This window comes from Bradyrhizobium sp. 930_D9_N1_4, from assembly GCF_052076015.1.
GTDB lineage: Bacteria > Pseudomonadota > Alphaproteobacteria > Rhizobiales > Xanthobacteraceae > Bradyrhizobium.
In genome coordinates this window covers 2,905,178-2,925,273 of record NZ_CP197236.1, presented here as the reverse complement: position 1 = coordinate 2,925,273, position 20,096 = coordinate 2,905,178, and the positions used below count along the sequence as shown (strand labels likewise).

The window sequence follows — 20,096 nt, the reverse complement described above, 5'->3', positions numbered from 1 at the left end:
GGGGCGGCCAAGTGGGAGATCGAATTAGCATGACCGCCAGAGCTGCCTTACGCCGCACGATGTGCGCCCTCCTGCCCTTTGCCACGGCATTTGCCGCAGGGAGCGCCTGCGCTGCAGACCTCTCACCGCGCTACGCGGCGCCCGCCTCGGCCTACACGGCGCCGCAGCCGGTCTATTCGTGGACCGGCCTCTATGCCGGCCTCAACGCTGGCTATGCCGAGAGCGGCGACGACGCCTTCAACAATCTCGTCGGCACCGGCGGCGGCAAGGTCAAGGGCGCCGTCGGCGGCGTGCAGATCGGCTACAACTACCAGCTCTCGCCGATGTTCGTGGTCGGCATCGAGAACGATTTCCAGGGCGGAGACATCAAGAATCACGATGCGCTCAACAGCGCCGCGGTCAGCCTGCCCTGGTACATGACCGGCCGCGCCCGCGCCGGCATCGCGACGATGGATTCACGGCTGCTGTTCTTCGGGACCGCGGGCCTTGCCGCCGGCGAGCTAAAGGACGGCCCGATCAACAAGATGAAGATGGGCTGGACGGCGGGCGGCGGCGTCGAATGGGCGTTCTTGCCGAAATGGTCGGCCAAGGCCGAGTATCTCTACACCGAGTTCAAGCACGACGATCTGCCGGACTGGAACGCCGCCAAATTCCACAGCTTCCGCGTCGGCGTGAACTATCATTTCGACCTGTTCCGCTAAGGCGGATCGACGAAGAGCCGGATGTCACGGTCCGGCTCTTCGTATGACGCGCTAGGCGGCCGCCTCCGCCGGCACGCGCGCACCGACACGCGCGATGGCATCGCGCAGCACGCTCACCCCGGCATCCGGCTTGACCCCTTGCTCGGCAAGATGGCGGCGGAACGCGCGCGCACCGGGCACGGCATGGAATGCCCCGACAAAATGCCGCGTGATGGCGTGCAGCCGCATGCCGCGCGCAAGCTGCTGCTCGATATATGGCATCATCGCCTCAAACGCGTCCTGCATGGTCGCATGCGGCGGCGCCTCGCCGAAGATGTCCTGATCGACCGAGAGCAGCTTCCAGGGATCCTGATAGGCGGCGCGGCCGAGCATCACGCCGTCGACGTGTTCGAGATGTGCCTTGGCTTCGTCGATGCCAGGGATACCGCCGTTGATGATGACAGGCACGCCGGGCATCGCGCACTTGAGGCGATAAACGCGATCGTAGTCGAGCGGCGGGATGTCGCGATTTTCTTTCGGCGACAGACCATTGAGCCAGGCCTTTCGCGCATGCACGATCAGTGCATCGCAGCCTGCGGCAACCACCGCGCGCGCGAGCGCATCGAGCGCGACTTCCGGATCCTGGTCGTCAATGCCAATGCGGCATTTCACCGTGACCGGCACGGAGACCGCGGCCTTCATCGCCTCGACACACCGCGCCACGAGCTCCGGCTCCGCCATCAGGCAGGCGCCGAAGCGGCCATCCTTCACGCGGTCGGACGGGCAGCCGACATTGAGATTGATCTCGTCATAGCCAAACGCCTCGCCGATCCGCGCAGCCTCGGCGAGATCACGAGGATCCGATCCGCCCAGTTGAAGCGCCACGGGATGCTCCACCGAGTCGAACCCAAGCAGCCGTTCCCGGTCGCCATGAATGATGGCGCCCGTCGTCAGCATTTCCGTATAAAGCAGCGCCCGTCGCGTCAGGTGACGATGGAACACCCGGCAATGCCGGTCAGTCCAATCCATCATCGGGGCCGTAGAAAATTTTCGATCTAAGCCATTCATTTTACAGAGGTATTTCGCATCAAATCGGTCCTGCGTGTAATTGGACCGATCGAAAAATCCGGTTTGACGAGGCTTCTGCCAAGCCCTTGTAGGGGTATGTGCGCCAATTGGAAGCGGAAATCACATCTTCGGATTTTCAGTGCAGAACAGCGTTATCGGATAGCAGTCGAGCATCTCGGGCGGCGTCGCGTCCGGCGGCGTGTCGATCCCGGCCTCGATGAGAAGCACGCGGCGGTGCCCATCGGCGGAGAGACGGTTGGCGAGCACGCAGCCCGCCGATCCGCGGCCGACGATCACGTCATCGAAATGCAGCTCATCCATTCCGGTCTCGTTGTGCAATGCGATGGATCGGCGCGGCCGCAGTTGCGGCCGCGCCGATTGAGCTCAGCGGAAATTGCCCTTGGTCTCGGGAATCACGACCGCGCCGATCAGATAGATCGCGAACACGCCGACCGAGAAGTAGGCCAGCGACATCGGAATCTCCGCGGTGCTGCCGCTCACCAGCGAGACGAAGGTCGGCATCATGCCGCCCAGCGCAAAGCCGATGTTCCACGACAGGCCCGTGCCGCTCGCGCGCAACGCGGTCGGAAAGCGCTCGTTCAGGAAGATCAGCACTGGCGCGTAGCCCGCATTGCCGATGAAGGCGATGGCAAACGCATAGAGCGTGATCTGCGTCGTGTCCTTGGTTGCCGCGAGGTTGAGATAGCACAGCGGCAGCAGCACCGCGGCCAGGACGCCGATCAGAAGGAACGTCTTCTTGCGGCCGATGCGATCGCTGAGCGCGCCAACCAGCACCGCGGAGAAGAACGCCGAGACGCTCGCGCCCATCAGGATCAGCGACGAGGTCTGGTTCGGCATCGCGTTGATGACCTTGAGGAAGCTCGGCAGATAGCCGGAGGTCAGATAGTAGCCGGCACCGCCACCGAAAGTGATGAGCAAATTGATCAGCAGGACACCGCGATATTCGCCGGAGAACACGTCCCTGACCGGCGCCTTCGTGACCTTCGCCTGCTTGTTGCCCTGCTGGCGCTTGAGCTCCTTGAAGTACGGCGACTCCTCGAGGTTCCTGAAGATGAACCAGCCGAGCAGTGAACTGAGGAGGCCCGAGAAGAACATGCATCTCCAGCCCCAGACCGCGAAGGCATCGCCGGGGAAGATCGACGACGTGATCAGGAAGATGAAGGACGCGAGCAACGCGCCGATGCCGGCGCCACCGCCGCCGACCAGTCCTGACATCGCACCGCGCCAGTGCGCCGGCACCGATTCCGTGCCGATCGTGTGGGTGGACGCCACGACGCCGCCGACGAAGATACCCTGCACCAGGCGCAGCACCAGGAAGATGATCGGCGCGAGAATACCAACCTGCGCGATGGTCGGCAGCAGGCCGAACGCGGCCGTGCTGATGCCGACACCGATAATGGCGATCAGCATGGCCTGCTTGCGGCCGTGCACGTCGGCATAGTGTCCGAAGATTGCCGAGCCGAGCGGCCGCATCAGCAGCGTGACGGCGAACGAGCCGTAGACTGCGGCGAGCGACAGCGCGGGATTGCTCGACGGAAAGAACAGCGCGCCGACGACCGGCGCCACGTAGAGCAGAATGAACAAATCAAAAAGATCGAGCGCCCATCCGAGCACCGACGCGATGATCGCGTTGACCATCTGCTTGTTATCGGCCGATGCTTGCGCACCTGCGGCCGGCATATCCATCTCAGCCATATTGTTTTACCTCCCCCGTTTTGAATGGAGCCGCGGTTCGCGCCATTGCGAACCGCGGCAGTTTTGTCGTGGTTCAGCGGCCGGCGAATTTCGGCGGACGCTTGGCGTTGAACGCCTCGACGCCTTCCTTGAAGTCTTCCGACTGGCGCAGGCGGCTGTAGCAATGTCCCTCGAGCTCGATCGCGATCGCGAGCGTCGAATCCTCGGTGTCGTTGAGGAGTTTCTTGGCCGTGCGTTGCGCCAGCGGCGAGAAGGTACGGAGCTCGTCGACGAGCTTGTCGGTTGCCTTCTCCAGCTCGGCATCCGGCACGCATTCGGTGGCGATGCCCCACTCATAGGCCTGCTTGGCCGAGATACGCTTGGAGCGCATCACGATGTCCTTGGTGCGGGTGATGCCGACCATCTTCTGCAGGCGGGCCGAGCCGCCCGAGCCCGGGATCTGGCCGAGCTTCTGCTCCGGCAGCGCGTATTGCGTGGTCTCCGAGGCAATCCGGAAGTCGCAGGCCAGCGACAGCTCGAAGCCGACGCCGAAGCAATAACCGCGGTTGGCAACGATCACGGGCTTGGCACAGCGCGCGGGCGCCGCAATATTCCAGGCGAGCTTGGAGACGTGCTCGGGGCTCGCTTCCATGAAGCCACCGATATTACCGCCGCTGGAGAAATGCTCGCCCTCGCTGCGCACCACGATGATGCGGACGCGCGGATCCTCGTCCAGCGTCTCGAAGGTCAGCCGAAGCTGGTCGCGCTGCGGCATCGCAACGATGTTGTAGGGCGGACGGCCCAGGATGATGTCGGCGCGCTCATGCGCCTCGTCGATCTCGACCTTGAACCCGTCGAGTTTTGCGAGTCGGGGATCGGTAAAATTATAGGCTGACGGCATGTTGGTTTCCTTCTGTTGATGGGTGATGATCAGGCGGCGTCGGATGGCGGCAGGCGCTCGGCTTCGTATTCTCCGGCGACGAGCAGTCGCCGCAGCAGCTTGCCGACCGGCGATTTGGGAATCGCGTCGACGAAGACGTAGCGGCGCGGCCGCTTGAAGTTGGCGAGGCCCGAGGTCCGGCAGAACTGCTCGAGCTCGACATCGGACACGGCGCGGTTGCGCTTGACGAAGGCGGCGACGATTTTGCCCCATTTCTCATCGGCGATGCCGACCACCGCGACTTCGTCGACGGCGGGATGCAGCGACAGGCAGCTCTCGATCTCGACCGGCGAGACGTTCTCGCCGCCGGTGATGATCATGTCGTCGACGCGCCCGGTGACGAAGAGATCGCCGTCGGGATCGACGAAGCCGGTATCGCCCGTGAAGTACCAGCCCTCGCGCAGCGACTTCGCGTCGGCTTCGGGGCGACGCCAATAGCCTTCGAAGGACTCGTCGCCCTTGAGCGTCGCGATGATTTCGCCCTCCTCGCCGACCGCGGCGAGATCTGCGACCGATTTCGCGCCGATGCGCACGACCTTGATGTGCTGGTTCAGCCCCGCCTTGCCGGCCGAGCCAGGCTTGGCCGCGGCATTCTGGTCGATCGTAAAGGTGTAGATCTCGGAGCTGCCGTAATGGTTGACGAACAGCTCCGGCTTGAATGCCTCGTTCAGCTTCTTCAGCAGGCCGTCCGTCATCGACGCGCCCGCGAAGCCGAGCTTGCGCACGCTGGAGACGTCGGTTCTGGCAAAGGCCTCGTGATGGACGAGATCGTGATAGAGCGTCGGCACCAGATAGAGGTTGGTGATCGCTTCCTTCTCGATCAGCGCCAGCGCCTGGCGGCTGTCGTAGCGCGGCAGGCAGATGAAGCTGCCGCCGATCAGCGACATCGCCAGCAGCGAGCGGACTCCCATGGTGTGGTAGAGCGGCATCACGCCGAGCGTACGCTCGCCGCGGCCGTAGAGATTTTGCGCGACATGAGCGATCGCGGCGGCTCGTTCGGCGCGATGCCGCCGCGGCACGCCCTTCGGGCGAGAGGTCGTGCCCGAGGTGTAGAGCATGATCGACCAGGCGTCGGTGCCGACGCGCGGCTCGGCGTCCGGCGCGGCGTCCTTGATCAGATCGGCAAAACTGGTCGCGTCGCCGGTCCCGGGATCGACGGACACGCGCAACAGCTTGCCTGCCAAGGCCGAGCCTTGCACCGCCTCGGCGGAGATGTCCTGATAGACAATCGCGCGTGCTTCGGCATTCTCGATACAGAAATCGAGTTCGTCGGACTTGGCACGCCAGTTGATCGGCGTGATCACCAGGCCTGCGAACTGGCAGGCCCAGTGCAGCGTCGCGGCTTCCCAGCGGTTTTGCAGCAGCGTGACGACGTGATCGCCCGGCTTGAGACCCAGGCGATCGAACGATGTCGCGAGGGAGGAGATCTTGCCGTACCATTGCCGGTAGGTCAGGCGGAGATCGCCATCGACCAGTGCAACGGCATGAGGATCGCGCGCGGCGCTGGCCATGAAGCTGCTGGCGAGATCAAGCATCGGACGTCTCTTTTTTGGATGAAGTGAGCTCTGCGGCAGCTTCGAGCGCCGCCTGGATGATCGGGGTGTAGCCGGTGCAGCGGCAGATATGCCCGCTGAGGAGATCGCGGATGTCCGCCTCGGTCGGATTTGAATTCCTGGCGAGGTAGTGGTCGAGCGACATCAGAATGCCGGCGGTGCAGAAGCCGCACTGGAGCGCGTGGTTGCGACGGAACGCCTGCTGCAGCACGCCGAGCCGGTCGGCCGAGGGCGCGAGCCCTTCGACCGTCTTCAGCTCGCAACTCTCAACCTGCGCCGCGAGCGTGAGACAGGAGCGCGTCAGCATGCCATCGACGACGATGGTGCAGGCACCGCAGACGCCGTGCTCGCAGCCGACATGGGTGCCGGTCGCACCGAGCTGGTGGCGCAGGAAATCGGAGAGCAGCATGCGCGGCTCTGCTTCCGCTTCGACCGGCTTGCCGTTGAGTGTGAAACGGACGGAATGGCGGGCATCTGCCTTGAGGCGTGTCATTGCAGCACCTCGCCGATCAGATCCCGGCCAATCATCCGCACGAGGTCGCGGCGATAGCGCGCGGTGGCGTGAACGTCATCGCGTGCGCCGAGCTCGTAGGCAAAGCCGTTGAGGGCATCGTCGAGCGCGCTGCCCTCCAGAGGCGGCCAGTCCCGCGCGGTCGGCACGTCGGCGACGCCGCCGACAGCGAGGCGGACGCCCGTCGGCGTTTTCGTCGCGGCGCAGGCCACGATGGCGAAATCGCCATGGCGGCGCGCGACCTCGCGAAAAGCGACCCGCGATCCCTTGATGACGGGCAGCGAAACGCCCTCGATCAATTCGTCATCGGCGCGCGCGGTCAGCATCATGCCGGCAAAGAAGTCTCCGGCCGCGACGCGGCGACGCCGTTTGGCGCTGCGCAACAGCACCTCGCCGCCGAGCGCGACCAGCGTCAGCGGCATCTCGGCGCTGGGATCGGCATGCGCAAGCGATCCACAAATCGTGCCGCGGCTGCGGGTCTGCATGTGCCCGACCCAAGGCAGCGCCAGCGCCACCAGCGGCAGCGCCTCGGCAAGACCGGACCACGCCAGCAGATCGGCCTGACGAACGCCGGCGCCGATGACGACGGCGTCGCCCTTCCGCTCGATCTGGCGGAGCGCCTTCAGGCGCATGATGTCGATCAGCAGCTTCGGCTTGGCGAGGCGCATGTTGAGCATCGCCATGAGCGACTGGCCGCCGGCGAGGACGCGCGCGTCGCCACCTTGCTGCGCGAGACCCTCAAGGACATCGCCGACGCTCTCCGCGCGCAGATAGTCGAATGCGGGCGGCTTCATCGGCGCCTCCCGAACAGGCTGGCCATCTTCGCCAGCAGGGCGAACAGCGAGAAGCCGCCGCCCTCTGCGCCACCGCCGCCGGCCTTGCGCGCAAGCGCGGTGAAGAACTGGCCGATGATCACGCGCGTCGCGCCATCGAGCAGGCGACCGCCGATACTGGCGACCTTGCCGCCGATCGCGGCGTCATAGCTGTAGGTCAGCTTAGTGCCGCCGCTGCCATCTGGCGCGAGCGTGATACGTCCCTCGGCGTTGCCGAAGCCGAGCGCACCGGTGGCCCCGCCGCGCAAGGTCACCGCACGCGGCGGATCGAGATCGAACAGCTCGACGTCGGCGCGATAACGGCCGCTGACGGGGCCGATGCCGAGCGTGACGTCGGCGCGGAAATGCGTGTCGGTGATCTTGTCGACGCGCTGGCAGCCGGGGATGACGGATTGCAGCGTCGCGGGATCGAGCAGCATCGCCCAGACCTGCTCGGGCGCGCCCTTCACCGATGCCTGCCCCTCGCCGCGCAGACGCCGATCGCCTTCACGCGCGGGTGCGGCCATCGCGCCACCTGCCGGAGGCGGCGGCTCGGCGCCGCGCACCAATTCCGCAAGGCGCGCCGGCACCAGCGGTAGCGTGAGATCGGCGACGCCGAGCGCGTCCGCGACCGCGTTGGCGAGGCACACCGGCGTCGACATGCAATTGCCTTCACCAACGCCTTTCGCGCCGAGCGGCGTGAACGGCGACGGCGTCTCCATGTGGAAAATCTCGGGTTCCGGCACCTCGGTCGTGGTCGGCAGCAGATAGTCGGCGAGCGTTCCCGTCAGAAAGCTGCCGTCGTCGGCATAGGCGTATTCCTCGTAGAGCGCGGCACCGATCGCCTGCGCAAAGCCGCCGCGGATCTGGCCGTTGACCATGCCGGGGTGCAGGATGGTGCCGCAATCGTGCATCGTGACGTAGCGGTCGATCCGAGTCTCAAGCGTTGTCGGATCGATCTCGACGCCGCAGAAGTCGAAGATGAAACCGTGGCAGAGCGAGGAATTGATGCGGTCGTCCTCGTCGGGGGGCGTCAGCTCCGGCGGCGTCCAGAACACGGTCTCGCGGATGGTCTGGCCGGCATCGTCAGGCAGCGAGCCCGGCGACCAGTGGCTCAGTGCGGCGACACGCGAGAACGCGATGCGGTTCTCCGGATTGTGCTTGCAGGCAACGAAGCCTTTTGCGAACACGATGTCGGCCGTCTCGACGTTCAGCTGGCTGGCCGCAATGCGGGCAAGTCGTCCGGCAACGCGCTCGGCGGCGAGCTTCGCCGTGCCCGCCACGGCTGCAGCAAAACGGCTGGCGTAATTGCCTGACGCGATCGACCAGGCATCCTTCGCGGTGTCGATCTCGGTGTTGACGCGGATATCCCTAGGCTGGAGGCCGAAGACGTCGGCGACCACCTGCGACAGCACGGTGCGATGCCCCTGCCCTTGCGGCACGGAGGCGACGTGAACCGTGACGCTGCCGACCGGATCGAGGCCAACCGTTGCCGTCGCCTGCGCACCGTTCTTGGGACCTGCCTTGCGGCGCTCCGCCGCCGTCAGCACGGTGGTGATGTAGCCCATGTTGGAGACGCTGGGTTCGACCACCGCGGTGAAGCCGATACCGTAGAGACGTCCCTGTGCCCGCGCCTCGTCGCGCTTCGCTTTCAATTCGGCGAGCCTGCCCTGCGCAACTGCGCGCGCGATTGCTTCCTGATAGTTGCCGGAATCGAGCAACGCACCGGTCGCGGTGCGATAGGGAAACGCGCCGGCGCCGATCAGATTGCGCTTGATCACGTCGAGCGGATCGAGCCCGAGGCCGATCGCGATCCGCTGCACCAATCGCTCCAGCGCGAAATAGACCTGCGGTCCGCCAAAGCCACGATTGAGGCCGGTCGGCGTCTTGTTGGTGACGACGACGCGGTTGCGGATCTTGACGTGGGCGATGTCGTAAGCACCGGTCATGTTGCCGTGCATGCGATAGAGCGTCGCGGGCTCGGGCGCGCGCAGATGCGCGCCGCAATCTTCGACCTGGTCCCAATCGAGTGCGAGAATCTTGCCGTCGGCCGCCACCGCCGCCGACAGCGTCGTCGCACGGTTCGTTGCCGACACCGATGCGGTGAGATGCTCGAGCCGATCTTCGATCCATTTGACCGGCCGTCCCGTGACGCGCGCGGCCGCGGCGATCAGCACGATGTAGGGAAACACGCCCTGCTTGACGCCGAAGCTGCCGCCGGAATCCGGCGGCGTGCGCAGCCGCAGCCGGTTGCCCGGCACTTTCAGCGCGCGCGCAATCACCGTGTGGATGCTGAACGGCCCCTGGAAATTGGCGAGGACTTCATAGGCATCCTCGCCGGCGTCGTGCGATGCAACGACGCCGTAGGTCTCGATTGGCGTGCAGGAGTTACGGGGGTAGCGGATGTCGATGGAGAAGCGATGCGGCGCGTCCGCAAAGGCTTTTTCAGGATCGCCGTAGCGGAAGGCGCGCTCGCTGGCGAGATTGCCGGGAAAGCCGTCATGCAGGACCGGTGCGCCCGGCGCGATCGCACCGAGGGGATCGACGACGGCACCACGCGGGCGATATTCGACGTTGATGAGTTCGGCCGCGTCCTCGGCGCGCGCACGATCGGTCGCAACGACCACGGCGACGGGCTCACCGACATAACGCACGCGATCCATCGCGATCGGCCAGCATTCAACCGGCGCCTTCACGCCGACGACAAGGGTTGTGGTGACCGCCTTGACGTCCTCGCCGGTCAGAACCGCGGTGACGCCCGGCAGACTTTTCGCGGCTTTGGTATCGATGGAAAGAATATCGGCATGCGCGTGCGGCGAGCGCAGCATCGTTGCGTGCAGCGTGCCCGGCGCAACGCCGAGATCGTCGATGAAGCGGCCGCGGCCAGAGAGCAGCGCGGCGTCCTCGACGCGCTCGATCGAACGGCCGACCCACGGTCTGTCGTCCCTCTGATCGACCGAATTTGCGGATTGAGCCGCAGCCTGCACCATGTCCCGGCATACCTCCCGACGCGTTCTTTGACGCGACGGTGACAGATGTCAGGACAGAGGATGCGCGGGCCATACCGCCCGCTCTCACGACTTACCAAATCGTCTCATTCGAGAGCGTGCAGCGCAATATCAACCCGCTGGAATCAACCTGCAAGACGCGAGACGTTGCGAAACTCGCGCGGGCTGACGCCGGCGTGATCACGGAAGAAGCGCGTGAAATGCGCGGGCTCCGGAAACCCAAAACGCTCGCTGAGCTCGCCGAGCGGCGTGTCCTCGCGCATCACCGCATCGAGCGCGCGCTCCATGCGAACGACGTTCAGATAAAGCTTTGGCGAGACGCCGAGCGAGGTCTCGAACAGGCGGAAGAACTGCGCGCGCGAGAGCCCTGCGCCCTTCACGAACTGATCGACATTGGCATAGGAATCGTTCACGCGCATCGCGTCCATCGCGCGGCGGATGCGCCAGTCGCAGCTCACCGCGCTCATGCCGCGGATCGAGGTCGGGAAGCTGCGCCAGGGCGTGAAGCGCTCGATCACGGCGATCATGAGGTCGGACAGCGTCTGCTCATGCGTATGCACCGCATCCGGATTCGCCATCATTTCGGCCGCCAAATGCAGCGTGAGCTGACGGATGCGCGGCGACACCTCGCCCGATGGACGCTCGAAAAAGCCCGGCGCGCCGCTCGCCGCCCAACCCGGGCGGAACTCCTTCAGCCATTCCGGCTCGATATAGAGCGCCATGATCAGCGTGCGCGGACGATCGGCGTCATGCACGTAAGCGTGCGGCTTCCAGCCGTCGACGAGCACGGCGGCACTGTCCGTGAGCGGCGTGACCTGGTCGCCGACCATGAACTGCGTGTCGGATCCCTCGACCTTGAGCAGGACATGGCAGTGATGATGAGCGTGGCGGACCAGCGAACGATCCATGTCGAGCAGAGCGACCCTGCCGAAAGCGCCATGAGCGATGCGCAGGGCCGTCGACATCAGTTCCTTCCTCCCGGCATTGCGCCGCAAAATGATTGGCTTGTTGGCGCGGCACTATAAGCTGCACCCGCTTCATATTCCAAGCGCGCACAAGGACGCAAGTTGCAGGCCGGCGGAAACCCGCTCATGGCCGCGCCTCCGCCAGCAGGCGCGCGACCGCCTCGCTCGGGTCGGCCTGCAAGGCGGTGGCCAGATCGACCTCCTCCTCGCCCTTGACGCGGATACGCTTGAAGGCGAGCTCCGGCGCGTCGACCGGCGCGGTCGCATCCAGGCCCATCTTGGCACTGATGCCGTTGTCGGTGGTCGGATCGAGCTTCGAGCCGAGTGCGCCCGCGACCACCATGAGGTCGCGGTCGGCCTGGAAGCGTGTCGCCACCGCCCACTCGATCTCCTCGGATGAGGAGATGTCGACGTCCTTGTCGACCACGATCACCTGCTTGATGTCGTAATGCGCGCCGAACGCACACATCATGATGTTCTTGGGCTCACCGTCATTGGCCTTGTCGATCTTGATGGCGAGATGGTAGCGGCAGGTGCCGCCGCGCGTCAGGCGGACGTCCAGCACATTTGAAAAGCTGCGGCGCAGATGCTGGAGCAGCGTCGCCTCGCGCGGCACGCCGCCGAGGATCAGATGCTCGAAACCGCCGCCGACGATGGTGTGGAAGATCGGCGCCTTGCGATGCGTGATCGCATCGACCTCGATCACCTCGCGGTTGGCACGCGGGCCGTAATATTGAGGGAATTCGCCGAACGGACCTTCGGGTTCGCGCACGCCTTGCAGAATGCGACCTTCGATGACGATTTCGGCATGGGCGGGCACGCGCACCGAATTGGTGCGGCATTTCACGACATCGACGGGAGAACCAAGCAGCGCGCCGGCAATCGCCATCTCGTCCTCGTCCAGCGCAGCAATTGCCTGCGAGGCCAGCATCAAGGCCGGATGCGCGCCGATGACGATTGCGATCTCCAGCGCCTGGCCCATCTCCTCCGCGAAGCGATAGTAAGAGAATGTATGTCGCGGCAGCAACAGCACGCCGATGCGATTTTTGCTACTGATCTGGCAACGGTGGATCGAGACGTTCTGCACCCCCGTCTTGGGATTGCGGGCGATCAGCAGGCCCGCGGTGATGTAGGGCCCGCTGTCGCGCTCATTGTGCTTGGGCACCGGAAGCTGGCGGAGCAGATCGACATCCGTGTGAACGACCTCCTGCACCGGTCCGCTCGCGACCTCGTGCGTCGGCAATGGATGACTTGCGGCGGCCAGGAACCGCGGCAACAACTGGTCCTCGGTCACACCGAGGGACTGGGCAACCCAGTCGCGGCCGGCAAAGAGATTGGCGACGACGGGAATCTCGTGCCTGTCCGGGCGCGGAAACAGCACCGCACTGTCGCGCTCCAGCCGCTTGGCGATTGCGGCGAGCTCGTCAGCCAGGCCAACGCCCTCGCGGGCAATCGCGAGCTTGCCGCGTTCGGCAAGATAAGCCAGCCAGGCGCGCAGATCGGACGGCGTCTTCGCAGCTGTCCTGGCCGGAGTTTCCATTTGCATGTGATTGTCCTTGGTCTTGTATCAGGGCGCGATCTTGCGCAGCGACGGCGAACGGCGCTTGAGCGCCTCATCCTCGCCCCAACGGCGCACGACGCCGATATCGATGTCGTAGAGGTCGAGCACGCGGCCGACGGTGTGCTCGACCATGTCTTCGAGATTTTCCGGCTTGGCGTAGAAGGCCGGCACCGGCGGCGCGATGATCGCGCCCATTTCGGACAACGCCGTCATCGTCCTGAGATGCCCGGTGTGCAGCGGGGTCTCGCGCACCATCAGCACCAGGCGCCGCCGCTCCTTGAGCACGACGTCGGCGGCGCGGGTGAGCAATGTCGTGGTGACGCCCGAGGCGATCTCGGACATCGAGCGCATCGAGCATGGCGCCACGATCATGCCGGCGGTGCGGAACGAGCCGCTGGAGATGGCGGAGGCCATGTCGTCGATGGCATGGCAGACATTGGCGAGCTCCCTCACCTCCGCGATCTTCAAATCGGTCTCATATGCAAAGGTCAGCTCGGCCGTCTTCGACATCACCAGATGGGTCTCGACCCCGGCATTGCGCAGGAGCTGCAGCAGGCGCACGCCGTAGGTGACGCCCGAGGCGCCGGAAATGCCAATGATCATCCGCTTGGGCGTGACGTCCTGCATATTTGTGATTTCGCTCCCCGGGGGCCGCGCCCCCCGAGCGGCAAGATTAGGCAATCCCAGCTATCACGACAAATAATGATTGATTATAATATTGATCATCAAAGATGATGGCCTGCGAGCAAGATCGGTAAGCGAGGAACGGGTCCATGGAACTCAGGCAGATGCAATATTTCCTGTGCCTGGCCGAGGAGAAGAACGTCACCCGCGCCGCGCGACAGCTCAACATCGTGCAGCCGGCGCTGAGCATGCAGATCGCCAAGCTCGAGGCCGAGCTCGGCCAGAAGCTGTTCGACCGTAGCGTGCAGGGCATGACGTTGACCAGCGCCGGCGAAGCGTTGGTGCGGCTGACGGCGCCGATCGTGCGCGACGCGGAGTATGCGCGGCAGGAGATGGCGCAGCTCGGCGGCCGCATATCGGGCCGGGTCTCGGTCGGCCTCATCACCTCGGTCGCGCAGAGCACGATGGCGAGCTCGTCGGCGACGGTCGCCAGCCGCTATCCGGAGATCACGCTGTCGGCCTGCGAGGGCTACACCGAGACGCTGGTCGACTGGGTCAACACCGGCCAGCTCGATTTCGCGCTGATCAACGTGCCGCGACGGAAGACGCCGCTGGCCGCGCATCACATCATGGACGAGGAGATGGTGTTCGCCTGCCGCAAGGACAGCCCGCTCAGACCGCCGGCCAAACTGCGCTTCGACAACATCGCGAGTTTTGACCTCGTGCTGCCGTCGAAGCGCCACGGCCTGCGGCTGATCCTGGACGAACACGCCGCCGCCCTCGGCATCGACCTGCGCCCGCGGCTCGAGCTCGACACCCTTCCCGCGCTCTGCGACGTCATCGCGACCACCGATTTCGCAACCGTCCTGCCGACCATCGCGCTGCGGCAATCGTTGGCCAGCGGCGCCATCCGGGCGCATCGCTTCGACGAGCAACGGATCGTGCGGTCGATTGCCTGGGTGCATCACCCACGACGGGCGGTGTCGGTTGCAGCCAAGGCCGTGCTCGAAATCATCAGCCACGATCTGGCGCAGGCGGCGAAAGCAGCACGAGAGTACGTGGGCCCCTCCTCTGGAGTCGTAAGCGCGTCCTCCCGCAAGGATCGCAGGAAGCCGCCGAAGCGGATTGGCTAGAACTGATCGAGATTGGAGCGGTTCGCGTTGAAACTCACGATCGCGGGTACGACGTCGACGGCGCCGACGGAAGGATCGCGGCAGTATTGCTCGACCAATTATCGGTGGCGCCGGTCGAAGAACTGCGCTTGCCCATGCCGACGGATGCCAGATTGCGTCGAATCGCCAGCGTAATGATGGAAGATCCGTCCGACCGCGCAACCATTGACGATTGGAGCCGGCGCGTCGCGGTTGCGCCCAGAACCCTCACCCGCGCCCTGCAACGCGAGACCGGCATGAGCTTTGGCCGCTGGCGCCAGCAGCCCCACATCCTTATCCCGCTCCAGCGCCTCGGCCAGCGCGCGTCGGTGCAAACAGTCGCGCTCGATCTCGGCTATGAGGGTGCGAGCGTCTTCGTCACTATGTTCCGCAAAGCTCCGGGCAAGCCGCCAGCGCGATATTTGGCGGAACGCAGCGCGCACTGACCGGAAATCGCAATCGATTGTCCCGTTCGCGGAATGCGACAAGAGGGACCATTTCGTATTTTGGCTCCAAAGCGCCGCTGGCGCATTGCAAGGAGCCGACAGCATGGATTCACTCAGCACGGGCCTCGTCGCGGACGTTCTCGATCGACTGCACCATGAAGCAGAGATCGCCGACGCACCGCTGATGCAGGCCTTCGCCAATGAGGCCACCAGCCGCGAGGAGATGATCAGCCAGGCCATCGCCGCCGAGAGCCGCGATCTCAATGAAGTCTACCAGCGATTTGCGAGCAACTTCCTGAGCGTCTCGCCGCGGTTTGGACGCTTCCTCTACATGAGCGCCCGCGCCTGCAAGGCAAAGCGCATCGTCGAGTTCGGCTCGTCGATGGGAATTTCCGCGATCTACATGGCGGCGGCACTGCGCGACTTGGGTGGCGGCTGTCTGATCGGGACTGATCTCGAGCCCGGCAAGATCGAGCGCGCCCGCGGGAATATTGAAGCAGCGGGGCTTGCGGACCTCGTTGAATTCCGGTTCGGCGATGCCCGCGAGACGCTCGCCTCTGACGTCGGTGAGATCGACATGGTGATGCTCGACGGCGCCTTCACGCTCTATCTTCCCATCCTCAAATTGCTGGAGCCGCATCTGAAGCCAGGCGCGCTTATCGTCGGCGAGAACGCGTTCGAGGAAGCCTCCGGCTATATCGACTACGTCAGAGATCCCGGAAATGGCTACCTCTCGCTGTCGTTACCGTTCGACCTCGGTCGCGGCAATGAACTCACGATCAAGACCTGATGATCGGAGCGACGCGCTTTGAACGAGCAGTGCTGGAAGCGATCAATCTCGGCGAGGCGCGCGTGATCGCACGCAGCGCAAGCAAAGACCATCTCACGACTATCAAAGCGGAAATGCTGCGCCTTGCTGCAAAAGGAGCGCAGTTCGGGCTGGCAGGAACGGCTTCCTCGATCCCGCGCATCAGCCGCGCGCTGAAAGCTACGGGCGTTGCGTCATCGCGGATCAAGAGGAAAGCCGATTGGGCCATGGGCAAGAGCGGACTGGATTAGGCCTTGTCCTGTTAGGCAAGATGTCGCGCCCTCCGCAGAATGAGACGGGTTGGTAAGTTTTGAGACGAGCAGGCATGACGGTCGCATTCGAGAGCTAATTACGATCCAGTCGTAGAAAATCGCGACCTGGCGCTCATACCGATGGCTCTTGTCCCGGACGATCCCAGGTCTGGCAGAACAAGAGACGGTTGGGAGATTCAGTTCGAGATGACACGGTTCGATCGCAGCAAGATCACGGACAGCGCAGCGCCGTACGCTGAGGAGTTTCGTCCCAACCGGCGGACTGTACTGTCGCTCGGTGTCGGCGCCGCTGTCGCCGCGACCGGACTGCGTTCTGCACGGGCGCAAGATTATCCCGCCCGCCCTGTGCAGGTGATCGTGCCCTTTGCCGGCGGCAGCGCCAGCGACGTCATCACACGCATCCTGCTCAACCGCATGTCCACGTCAACAGGACAGGCCTTCGTGGTCGACAATCGCCCCGGCGCCGGCGGCAACATCGGCACTGCGGCTGCGGCGCATGCAGCCCCTGATGGCTACACCTTGCTGATGAGCACCTCCGGTCCGTTGGCCGCGAACAAGTCGCTCTACAAGGATCTGCCCTACGATCCCATGAAGGATCTCGCCCCGATCGGCCTGTTCGCAACGCTGCCGAATGTCATCGTCATCAATTCAAGGATGCCGCCGAAGTCACTGGCCGAGCTGATCGACTACGCCAAGGCGCGTCCGCGCGAGCTGAACTACGGAACAGTCGGCGTCGGCTCATCGCAGCATCTGTCGGCAGCGTATTTCGAGCAGCTCACCGGCACCGAGCTCACGCATGTTCCCTACCGCAACATCGCTGCCTACACGCCCGACTTCATCGCGGGCCAGGTCCCGCTCGGCTTCCAGCTGTTGCCGAACGTTCTCGGCCTGATCAAGAGCGGCGACGCGCGCCCGCTCGCGGTCGCCAACGACAAGCGCATGACGGCGCTGCCTGATGTGCCGACCGCGGCCGAGGCCGGCCTGAAGAATTACGAGAGCGCGGCGTGGCTCGCCCTGCTTGCGCCTGGGAATACCGACACGGCCATCGTCGACAAGCTCTACAAGGCGATGGCGGAAGCCGTCAACGATCCCAAGATTCGCGCTCTCTTCGTCGAGCAGGGCGCCGAGCCGCTGATCATGGACCCCAAGGGCCTGACGGATTTCATGACGTCCGAGACCACCAAATGGGCCGGGATCATCAAGAAGATCGGCATCGAGCCGATGTAACCCCAAATTTTTTGCGCAATCATCAATATCTTCCGCACGATCCGCCACAGCTATACAACGGCAACCAGGCCCCCTGCCCGCCAAGTGGCATTCTCCCTCTCAAGGGAGGAGGCCTTGCTCAGGACCGACGTCGGTTCATAACCCCGAATCCGACGTCCAGCCACTTGGAAACTCGTCAACCGATCTCCTGCCGTACCCTGGCCGCTGCATCGCACATCGCCTTGAGTTTCCCGAAGGCGGTCGCGCGCGGCATGTATTTCATGCCGCAATCGGGTGCCGGAACCAGTCGATCAGGCGACACATATTTCAGTCCGTTGCGGATGCGATCGGCCACGGTATCCACGCTCTCGACCGCGGGATCAGCGAGGTCGAGCACGCCGAGCATGATCTTCTTCGACGAGAGATCCTTGAGCACGCCGAGGTCGAGCTTCGGCTGCGCCGCCTCTATCGAGATCTGGTCGGCGATGGTGTCGTCGAGTTCCGCGAGGAAGGAATAGCCGGCCGGCTTGTTCGAGCCCGGCACGACCGCGGCATAACCGAAGCAGAGATGCACGACGGTCGGCACCGTGATGCCCTGCAGCGCGCGGTTGATCGCCTTGACGGCATAGCGCTTGGCAAGCTCCGGATTGTTACGCACCCAGGGCTCGTCGAGCTGGATCACATCCGCGCCCGCCTTCTGCAGATCGAGCGCCTCGGCATTGACGGCCTCGGCGAGCGCCATCGCAAGCTCCTCCTCGTCCTTGTAGAATTCGTTCTTGGCTTGCTGGCTCATCGTGAACGGGCCCGGCAGCGTGATCTTCGCTGCGCGGTCGGTGTTCCTGCGCAGGAACTGCATGTCGTGCAGCTCCACCGGCCCCTTGCGCTTCACGGGGCCGACGACACGCGGCACTGGCGTCTGGGTGTTTCCGGTGCGCGCGGTGATCATCGCGGGATTGTCGCCATCGATTCCGTCGAGCGCGGTGGCAAAGCGATTGGAGTAGCTTTCGCGGCGGATCTCGCCGTCGGTCACGATGTCAATACCGGCGCGTTCCATGTCGCGGATCGCGACGATCGTGGCATCGTCCTGGGCCTCTTCCAGATGCTCCGCCGGCAACCGCCACATATCGTGCAAGCGGGTGCGCGGCACCACCTTCGACAACATCGCGCGGTTCACCAGCCATTCCGGCTGCGGGTAGCTGCCGACCACCGTAGTCGGCAGGATATGCGTTGGTATGGGCATGGGGGTCTCCTTCTTATTGTTGTCGGGCGCAATCGTTCAGGCTGCCCGTCCCTCGTCCTTGACGGGATTGCGCAAAATGCCGATGCCGGAGATCTCGATCTCGACGGTGTCGCCACCTTTCATCCACAGCGGCGGTGTGCGATAGGCGCCGACGCCGCCGGTCGTGCCTGTGACGATCACATCGCCCGGCGCAAGCTCGGTGAAGGTCGAGCAATAGGCAATCAGGGCTTGAACGTCGAAGACGAGATCGGAGATCGGCGCCTTCTGCACCTCGACACCGTTGAGACGCGTGATCAGCGTCTGCTTGGTGACGTCGGTCAGTTCGTCGGTCGTGACCATCCAGGGCCCGAAGCCGCCGGTGCCGGCAAAGTTCTTACCCGGCGCGAATTGCGAAGTGTGGCGCTGCCAATCGCGGATGCTGCCGTCATTGTAGCAGGCATAGCCGGCGACATGGCTCATTGCAGCCTCGCGGGAAATGCGGCGGCCGGCCCTGCCGATGATGACGGCCATCTCGCCCTCATAGTCGAAACGCTCGGATTCCAGAGGCCGGATCATCGGCTGGCCGTGGCCGACCTGGCTGTTGGCAAAGCGGGTGAAGATCATCGGATGCGCCGGCGTCGGATGACCGCTCTCGGCCAGATGCGTGGCGTAGTTGACGCCGATGCAGAAGATCTTGTCGGGATCAGGAATGGTCGGCAGCAGCGCGACGTCCTGCAGCGCGTAGTCGGGCTTCTCGCCAGAAAACTTCTTCAGCTCGTCGAGCGAGCCCTTCGCCAGCAGCGCCTTCAACGTCGGGTAGGTCTTCAGCCGCTTGCCGGCATCGATCACACCCTTGTCGGTGACGATGCCGTAGCTCGAGGTGCCTGTTATCGTGAAGCTTGCAACTTTCATCAGTCAAACGCTCTCTTCGATGGTGGATACATAGTCGTCGATCGGAAGTGCGATCTCGCCATTGCGGATCGGAACGCATCCCGGCGGGAAATCCTGGCGGAAGCGAGCGCCGGCGCCTTCGGCACGATCGAGGAAGCGCTCGAGGTGATCCATCGCGCCGGTCGGCAGATCGTGCAGGACCATCAGCGTCCAGGGCTGCCGGCTGCACTGGTCGAGCGCGCGCTCGGTCCAGCCGTCAGGGTCGTCCCAGTCGCGCGGAATGGAATTCCAGAGCACGCAGCTGTGCTTGTTACGGATGAGATAGTCGACCACGGACGGCTTGAGCAACCGCGTGTCCAGATTGCCGCCGCCACCAAACGGCCGAAACCAGCGTTGCGGATGCGCGAGATCGGAGATCAGGCCTTGCGTGCGGCCGATCTCGCTCTCTGCCGTGTTGCGATTCCGCTGCTCGCCGAGCGGAATGCTGTGCGTAAAGGTGTGATTGCCGATCCAGTGCCCCTCCCCGTGCGCGCGCATCGCAAGGCTGCACCGCGCAGGATCAACGAGCTTCTCGCCGATGACGAAGAATGTTGTCTTGATACCGCGCTCGGCGAGGATGGCGAGCACGCGCGGCGTCACGTCGGGATCGGGGCCGTTGTCGAAGGTCAAGGTCAGATCGTACACGC

The 20,096-nt window shown here is 64.4% G+C and carries 19 protein-coding genes and 1 pseudogene; 6 read left to right on the top strand and 14 right to left on the bottom strand.

All coding sequences use genetic code 11. From position 1 onward, the window contains the following. Positions 1 to 29: 29 nt before the first annotated feature. The gene (locus AB7532_RS13360; protein WP_441235247.1) at positions 30 to 701 is read left to right on the top strand and encodes an outer membrane protein; all 672 of its coding nucleotides are present in this window, start codon (positions 30 to 32) and stop codon (positions 699 to 701) included. Between the two features lie 51 nt (positions 702 to 752). On the opposite strand, the gene dusA is transcribed toward AB7532_RS13360, so the two are convergent. The 11 genes and pseudogenes from dusA to AB7532_RS13305 form a co-directional block, all read right to left on the bottom strand. Beyond that, the gene (dusA, locus tag AB7532_RS13355; RefSeq protein ID WP_441235246.1) at positions 753 to 1,748 is read right to left on the bottom strand and encodes a tRNA dihydrouridine(20/20a) synthase DusA; all 996 of its coding nucleotides are present in this window, start codon (positions 1,746 to 1,748) and stop codon (positions 753 to 755) included. A gap of 144 nt (positions 1,749 to 1,892) precedes the next feature. Continuing rightward, a pseudogene (locus AB7532_RS13350) lies at positions 1,893 to 2,069 on the bottom strand (NAD(P)-binding protein); the annotation flags it as partial. Between the two features lie 63 nt (positions 2,070 to 2,132). Continuing rightward, positions 2,133 to 3,464 carry an MFS transporter gene (locus AB7532_RS13345; RefSeq protein WP_441235245.1) on the bottom strand — a complete coding sequence of 444 codons (1,332 nt, stop codon included), beginning with the start codon at positions 3,462 to 3,464 and terminating at the stop codon, positions 2,133 to 2,135. Between the two features lie 73 nt (positions 3,465 to 3,537). Further along, positions 3,538 to 4,344: an enoyl-CoA hydratase/isomerase family protein gene (locus AB7532_RS13340; RefSeq protein ID WP_441235244.1), complete on the bottom strand. Its 807-nt coding sequence runs from the start codon at positions 4,342 to 4,344 to the stop codon at positions 3,538 to 3,540. Between the two features lie 29 nt (positions 4,345 to 4,373). Next, the gene (locus tag AB7532_RS13335; protein WP_441235243.1) at positions 4,374 to 5,918 is read right to left on the bottom strand and encodes an AMP-binding protein; all 1,545 of its coding nucleotides are present in this window, start codon (positions 5,916 to 5,918) and stop codon (positions 4,374 to 4,376) included. Further along, positions 5,911 to 6,429, bottom strand: coding sequence for a (2Fe-2S)-binding protein (locus AB7532_RS13330; RefSeq protein WP_441235242.1), 519 nt, complete (start codon positions 6,427 to 6,429; stop codon positions 5,911 to 5,913). The genes AB7532_RS13335 and AB7532_RS13330 overlap by 8 nt, the downstream gene beginning before the upstream one ends. Then, the gene (locus AB7532_RS13325) at positions 6,426 to 7,241 is read right to left on the bottom strand and encodes an FAD binding domain-containing protein (RefSeq protein ID WP_441235241.1); all 816 of its coding nucleotides are present in this window, start codon (positions 7,239 to 7,241) and stop codon (positions 6,426 to 6,428) included. The genes AB7532_RS13330 and AB7532_RS13325 overlap by 4 nt, the downstream gene beginning before the upstream one ends. Further along, a complete protein-coding gene (locus AB7532_RS13320) occupies positions 7,238 to 10,249 on the bottom strand; it encodes a xanthine dehydrogenase family protein molybdopterin-binding subunit (RefSeq protein ID WP_441235240.1) in 3,012 nt (1,003 codons plus the stop codon). Before AB7532_RS13320 ends, AB7532_RS13325 begins: the two co-directional genes overlap by 4 nt. A 143-nt stretch (positions 10,250 to 10,392) precedes the next feature. Next, a complete protein-coding gene (locus AB7532_RS13315) occupies positions 10,393 to 11,232 on the bottom strand; it encodes a helix-turn-helix transcriptional regulator (RefSeq protein ID WP_441235239.1) in 840 nt (279 codons plus the stop codon). 124 nt (positions 11,233 to 11,356) lie between these two features. Next, a complete protein-coding gene (locus AB7532_RS13310) occupies positions 11,357 to 12,778 on the bottom strand; it encodes a UbiD family decarboxylase (protein WP_441235238.1) in 1,422 nt (473 codons plus the stop codon). A gap of 21 nt (positions 12,779 to 12,799) precedes the next feature. Continuing rightward, complete coding sequence (locus AB7532_RS13305; RefSeq protein WP_441235237.1) at positions 12,800 to 13,420, bottom strand: UbiX family flavin prenyltransferase; 621 nt, start codon at positions 13,418 to 13,420, stop codon at positions 12,800 to 12,802. A 146-nt stretch (positions 13,421 to 13,566) separates the two neighbouring features. Between AB7532_RS13305 and AB7532_RS13300 the strand changes: the two genes are divergently transcribed. From AB7532_RS13300 to AB7532_RS13280, 5 genes are all read left to right on the top strand, one after another. Continuing rightward, positions 13,567 to 14,550, top strand: coding sequence for a LysR family transcriptional regulator (locus AB7532_RS13300; protein WP_441235236.1), 984 nt, complete (start codon positions 13,567 to 13,569; stop codon positions 14,548 to 14,550). An 86-nt stretch (positions 14,551 to 14,636) separates the two neighbouring features. Continuing rightward, complete coding sequence (locus AB7532_RS13295) at positions 14,637 to 15,014, top strand: helix-turn-helix domain-containing protein (RefSeq protein WP_441235235.1); 378 nt, start codon at positions 14,637 to 14,639, stop codon at positions 15,012 to 15,014. A gap of 103 nt (positions 15,015 to 15,117) precedes the next feature. Then, positions 15,118 to 15,804, top strand: coding sequence for an O-methyltransferase (locus tag AB7532_RS13290; protein ID WP_441235234.1), 687 nt, complete (start codon positions 15,118 to 15,120; stop codon positions 15,802 to 15,804). After that, positions 15,804 to 16,073: a hypothetical protein gene (locus AB7532_RS13285; RefSeq protein WP_441235233.1), complete on the top strand. Its 270-nt coding sequence runs from the start codon at positions 15,804 to 15,806 to the stop codon at positions 16,071 to 16,073. The genes AB7532_RS13290 and AB7532_RS13285 overlap by 1 nt, the downstream gene beginning before the upstream one ends. A gap of 207 nt (positions 16,074 to 16,280) precedes the next feature. Beyond that, entirely contained in the window at positions 16,281 to 17,321 is a 1,041-nt protein-coding gene (locus AB7532_RS13280) for a Bug family tripartite tricarboxylate transporter substrate binding protein (RefSeq protein ID WP_441235232.1), read from the top strand. Positions 17,322 to 17,496: 175 nt separating this feature from the next. On the opposite strand, the gene AB7532_RS13275 is transcribed toward AB7532_RS13280, so the two are convergent. Genes AB7532_RS13275 through AB7532_RS13265 form a run of 3 tightly spaced genes read right to left on the bottom strand, consistent with a single transcriptional unit; the run spans position 17,497 to position 20,094 of the window. Further along, positions 17,497 to 18,540 carry a uroporphyrinogen decarboxylase family protein gene (locus AB7532_RS13275; protein WP_441235231.1) on the bottom strand — a complete coding sequence of 348 codons (1,044 nt, stop codon included), beginning with the start codon at positions 18,538 to 18,540 and terminating at the stop codon, positions 17,497 to 17,499. A gap of 36 nt (positions 18,541 to 18,576) precedes the next feature. After that, positions 18,577 to 19,431, bottom strand: coding sequence for a fumarylacetoacetate hydrolase family protein (locus tag AB7532_RS13270; protein WP_441235230.1), 855 nt, complete (start codon positions 19,429 to 19,431; stop codon positions 18,577 to 18,579). Between the two features lie 3 nt (positions 19,432 to 19,434). Then, positions 19,435 to 20,094 (bottom strand): polysaccharide deacetylase family protein, encoded by a 660-nt coding sequence (locus tag AB7532_RS13265; RefSeq protein ID WP_441235229.1) that lies wholly within the window; start codon positions 20,092 to 20,094, stop codon positions 19,435 to 19,437. Positions 20,095 to 20,096: the final 2 nt, after the last annotated feature.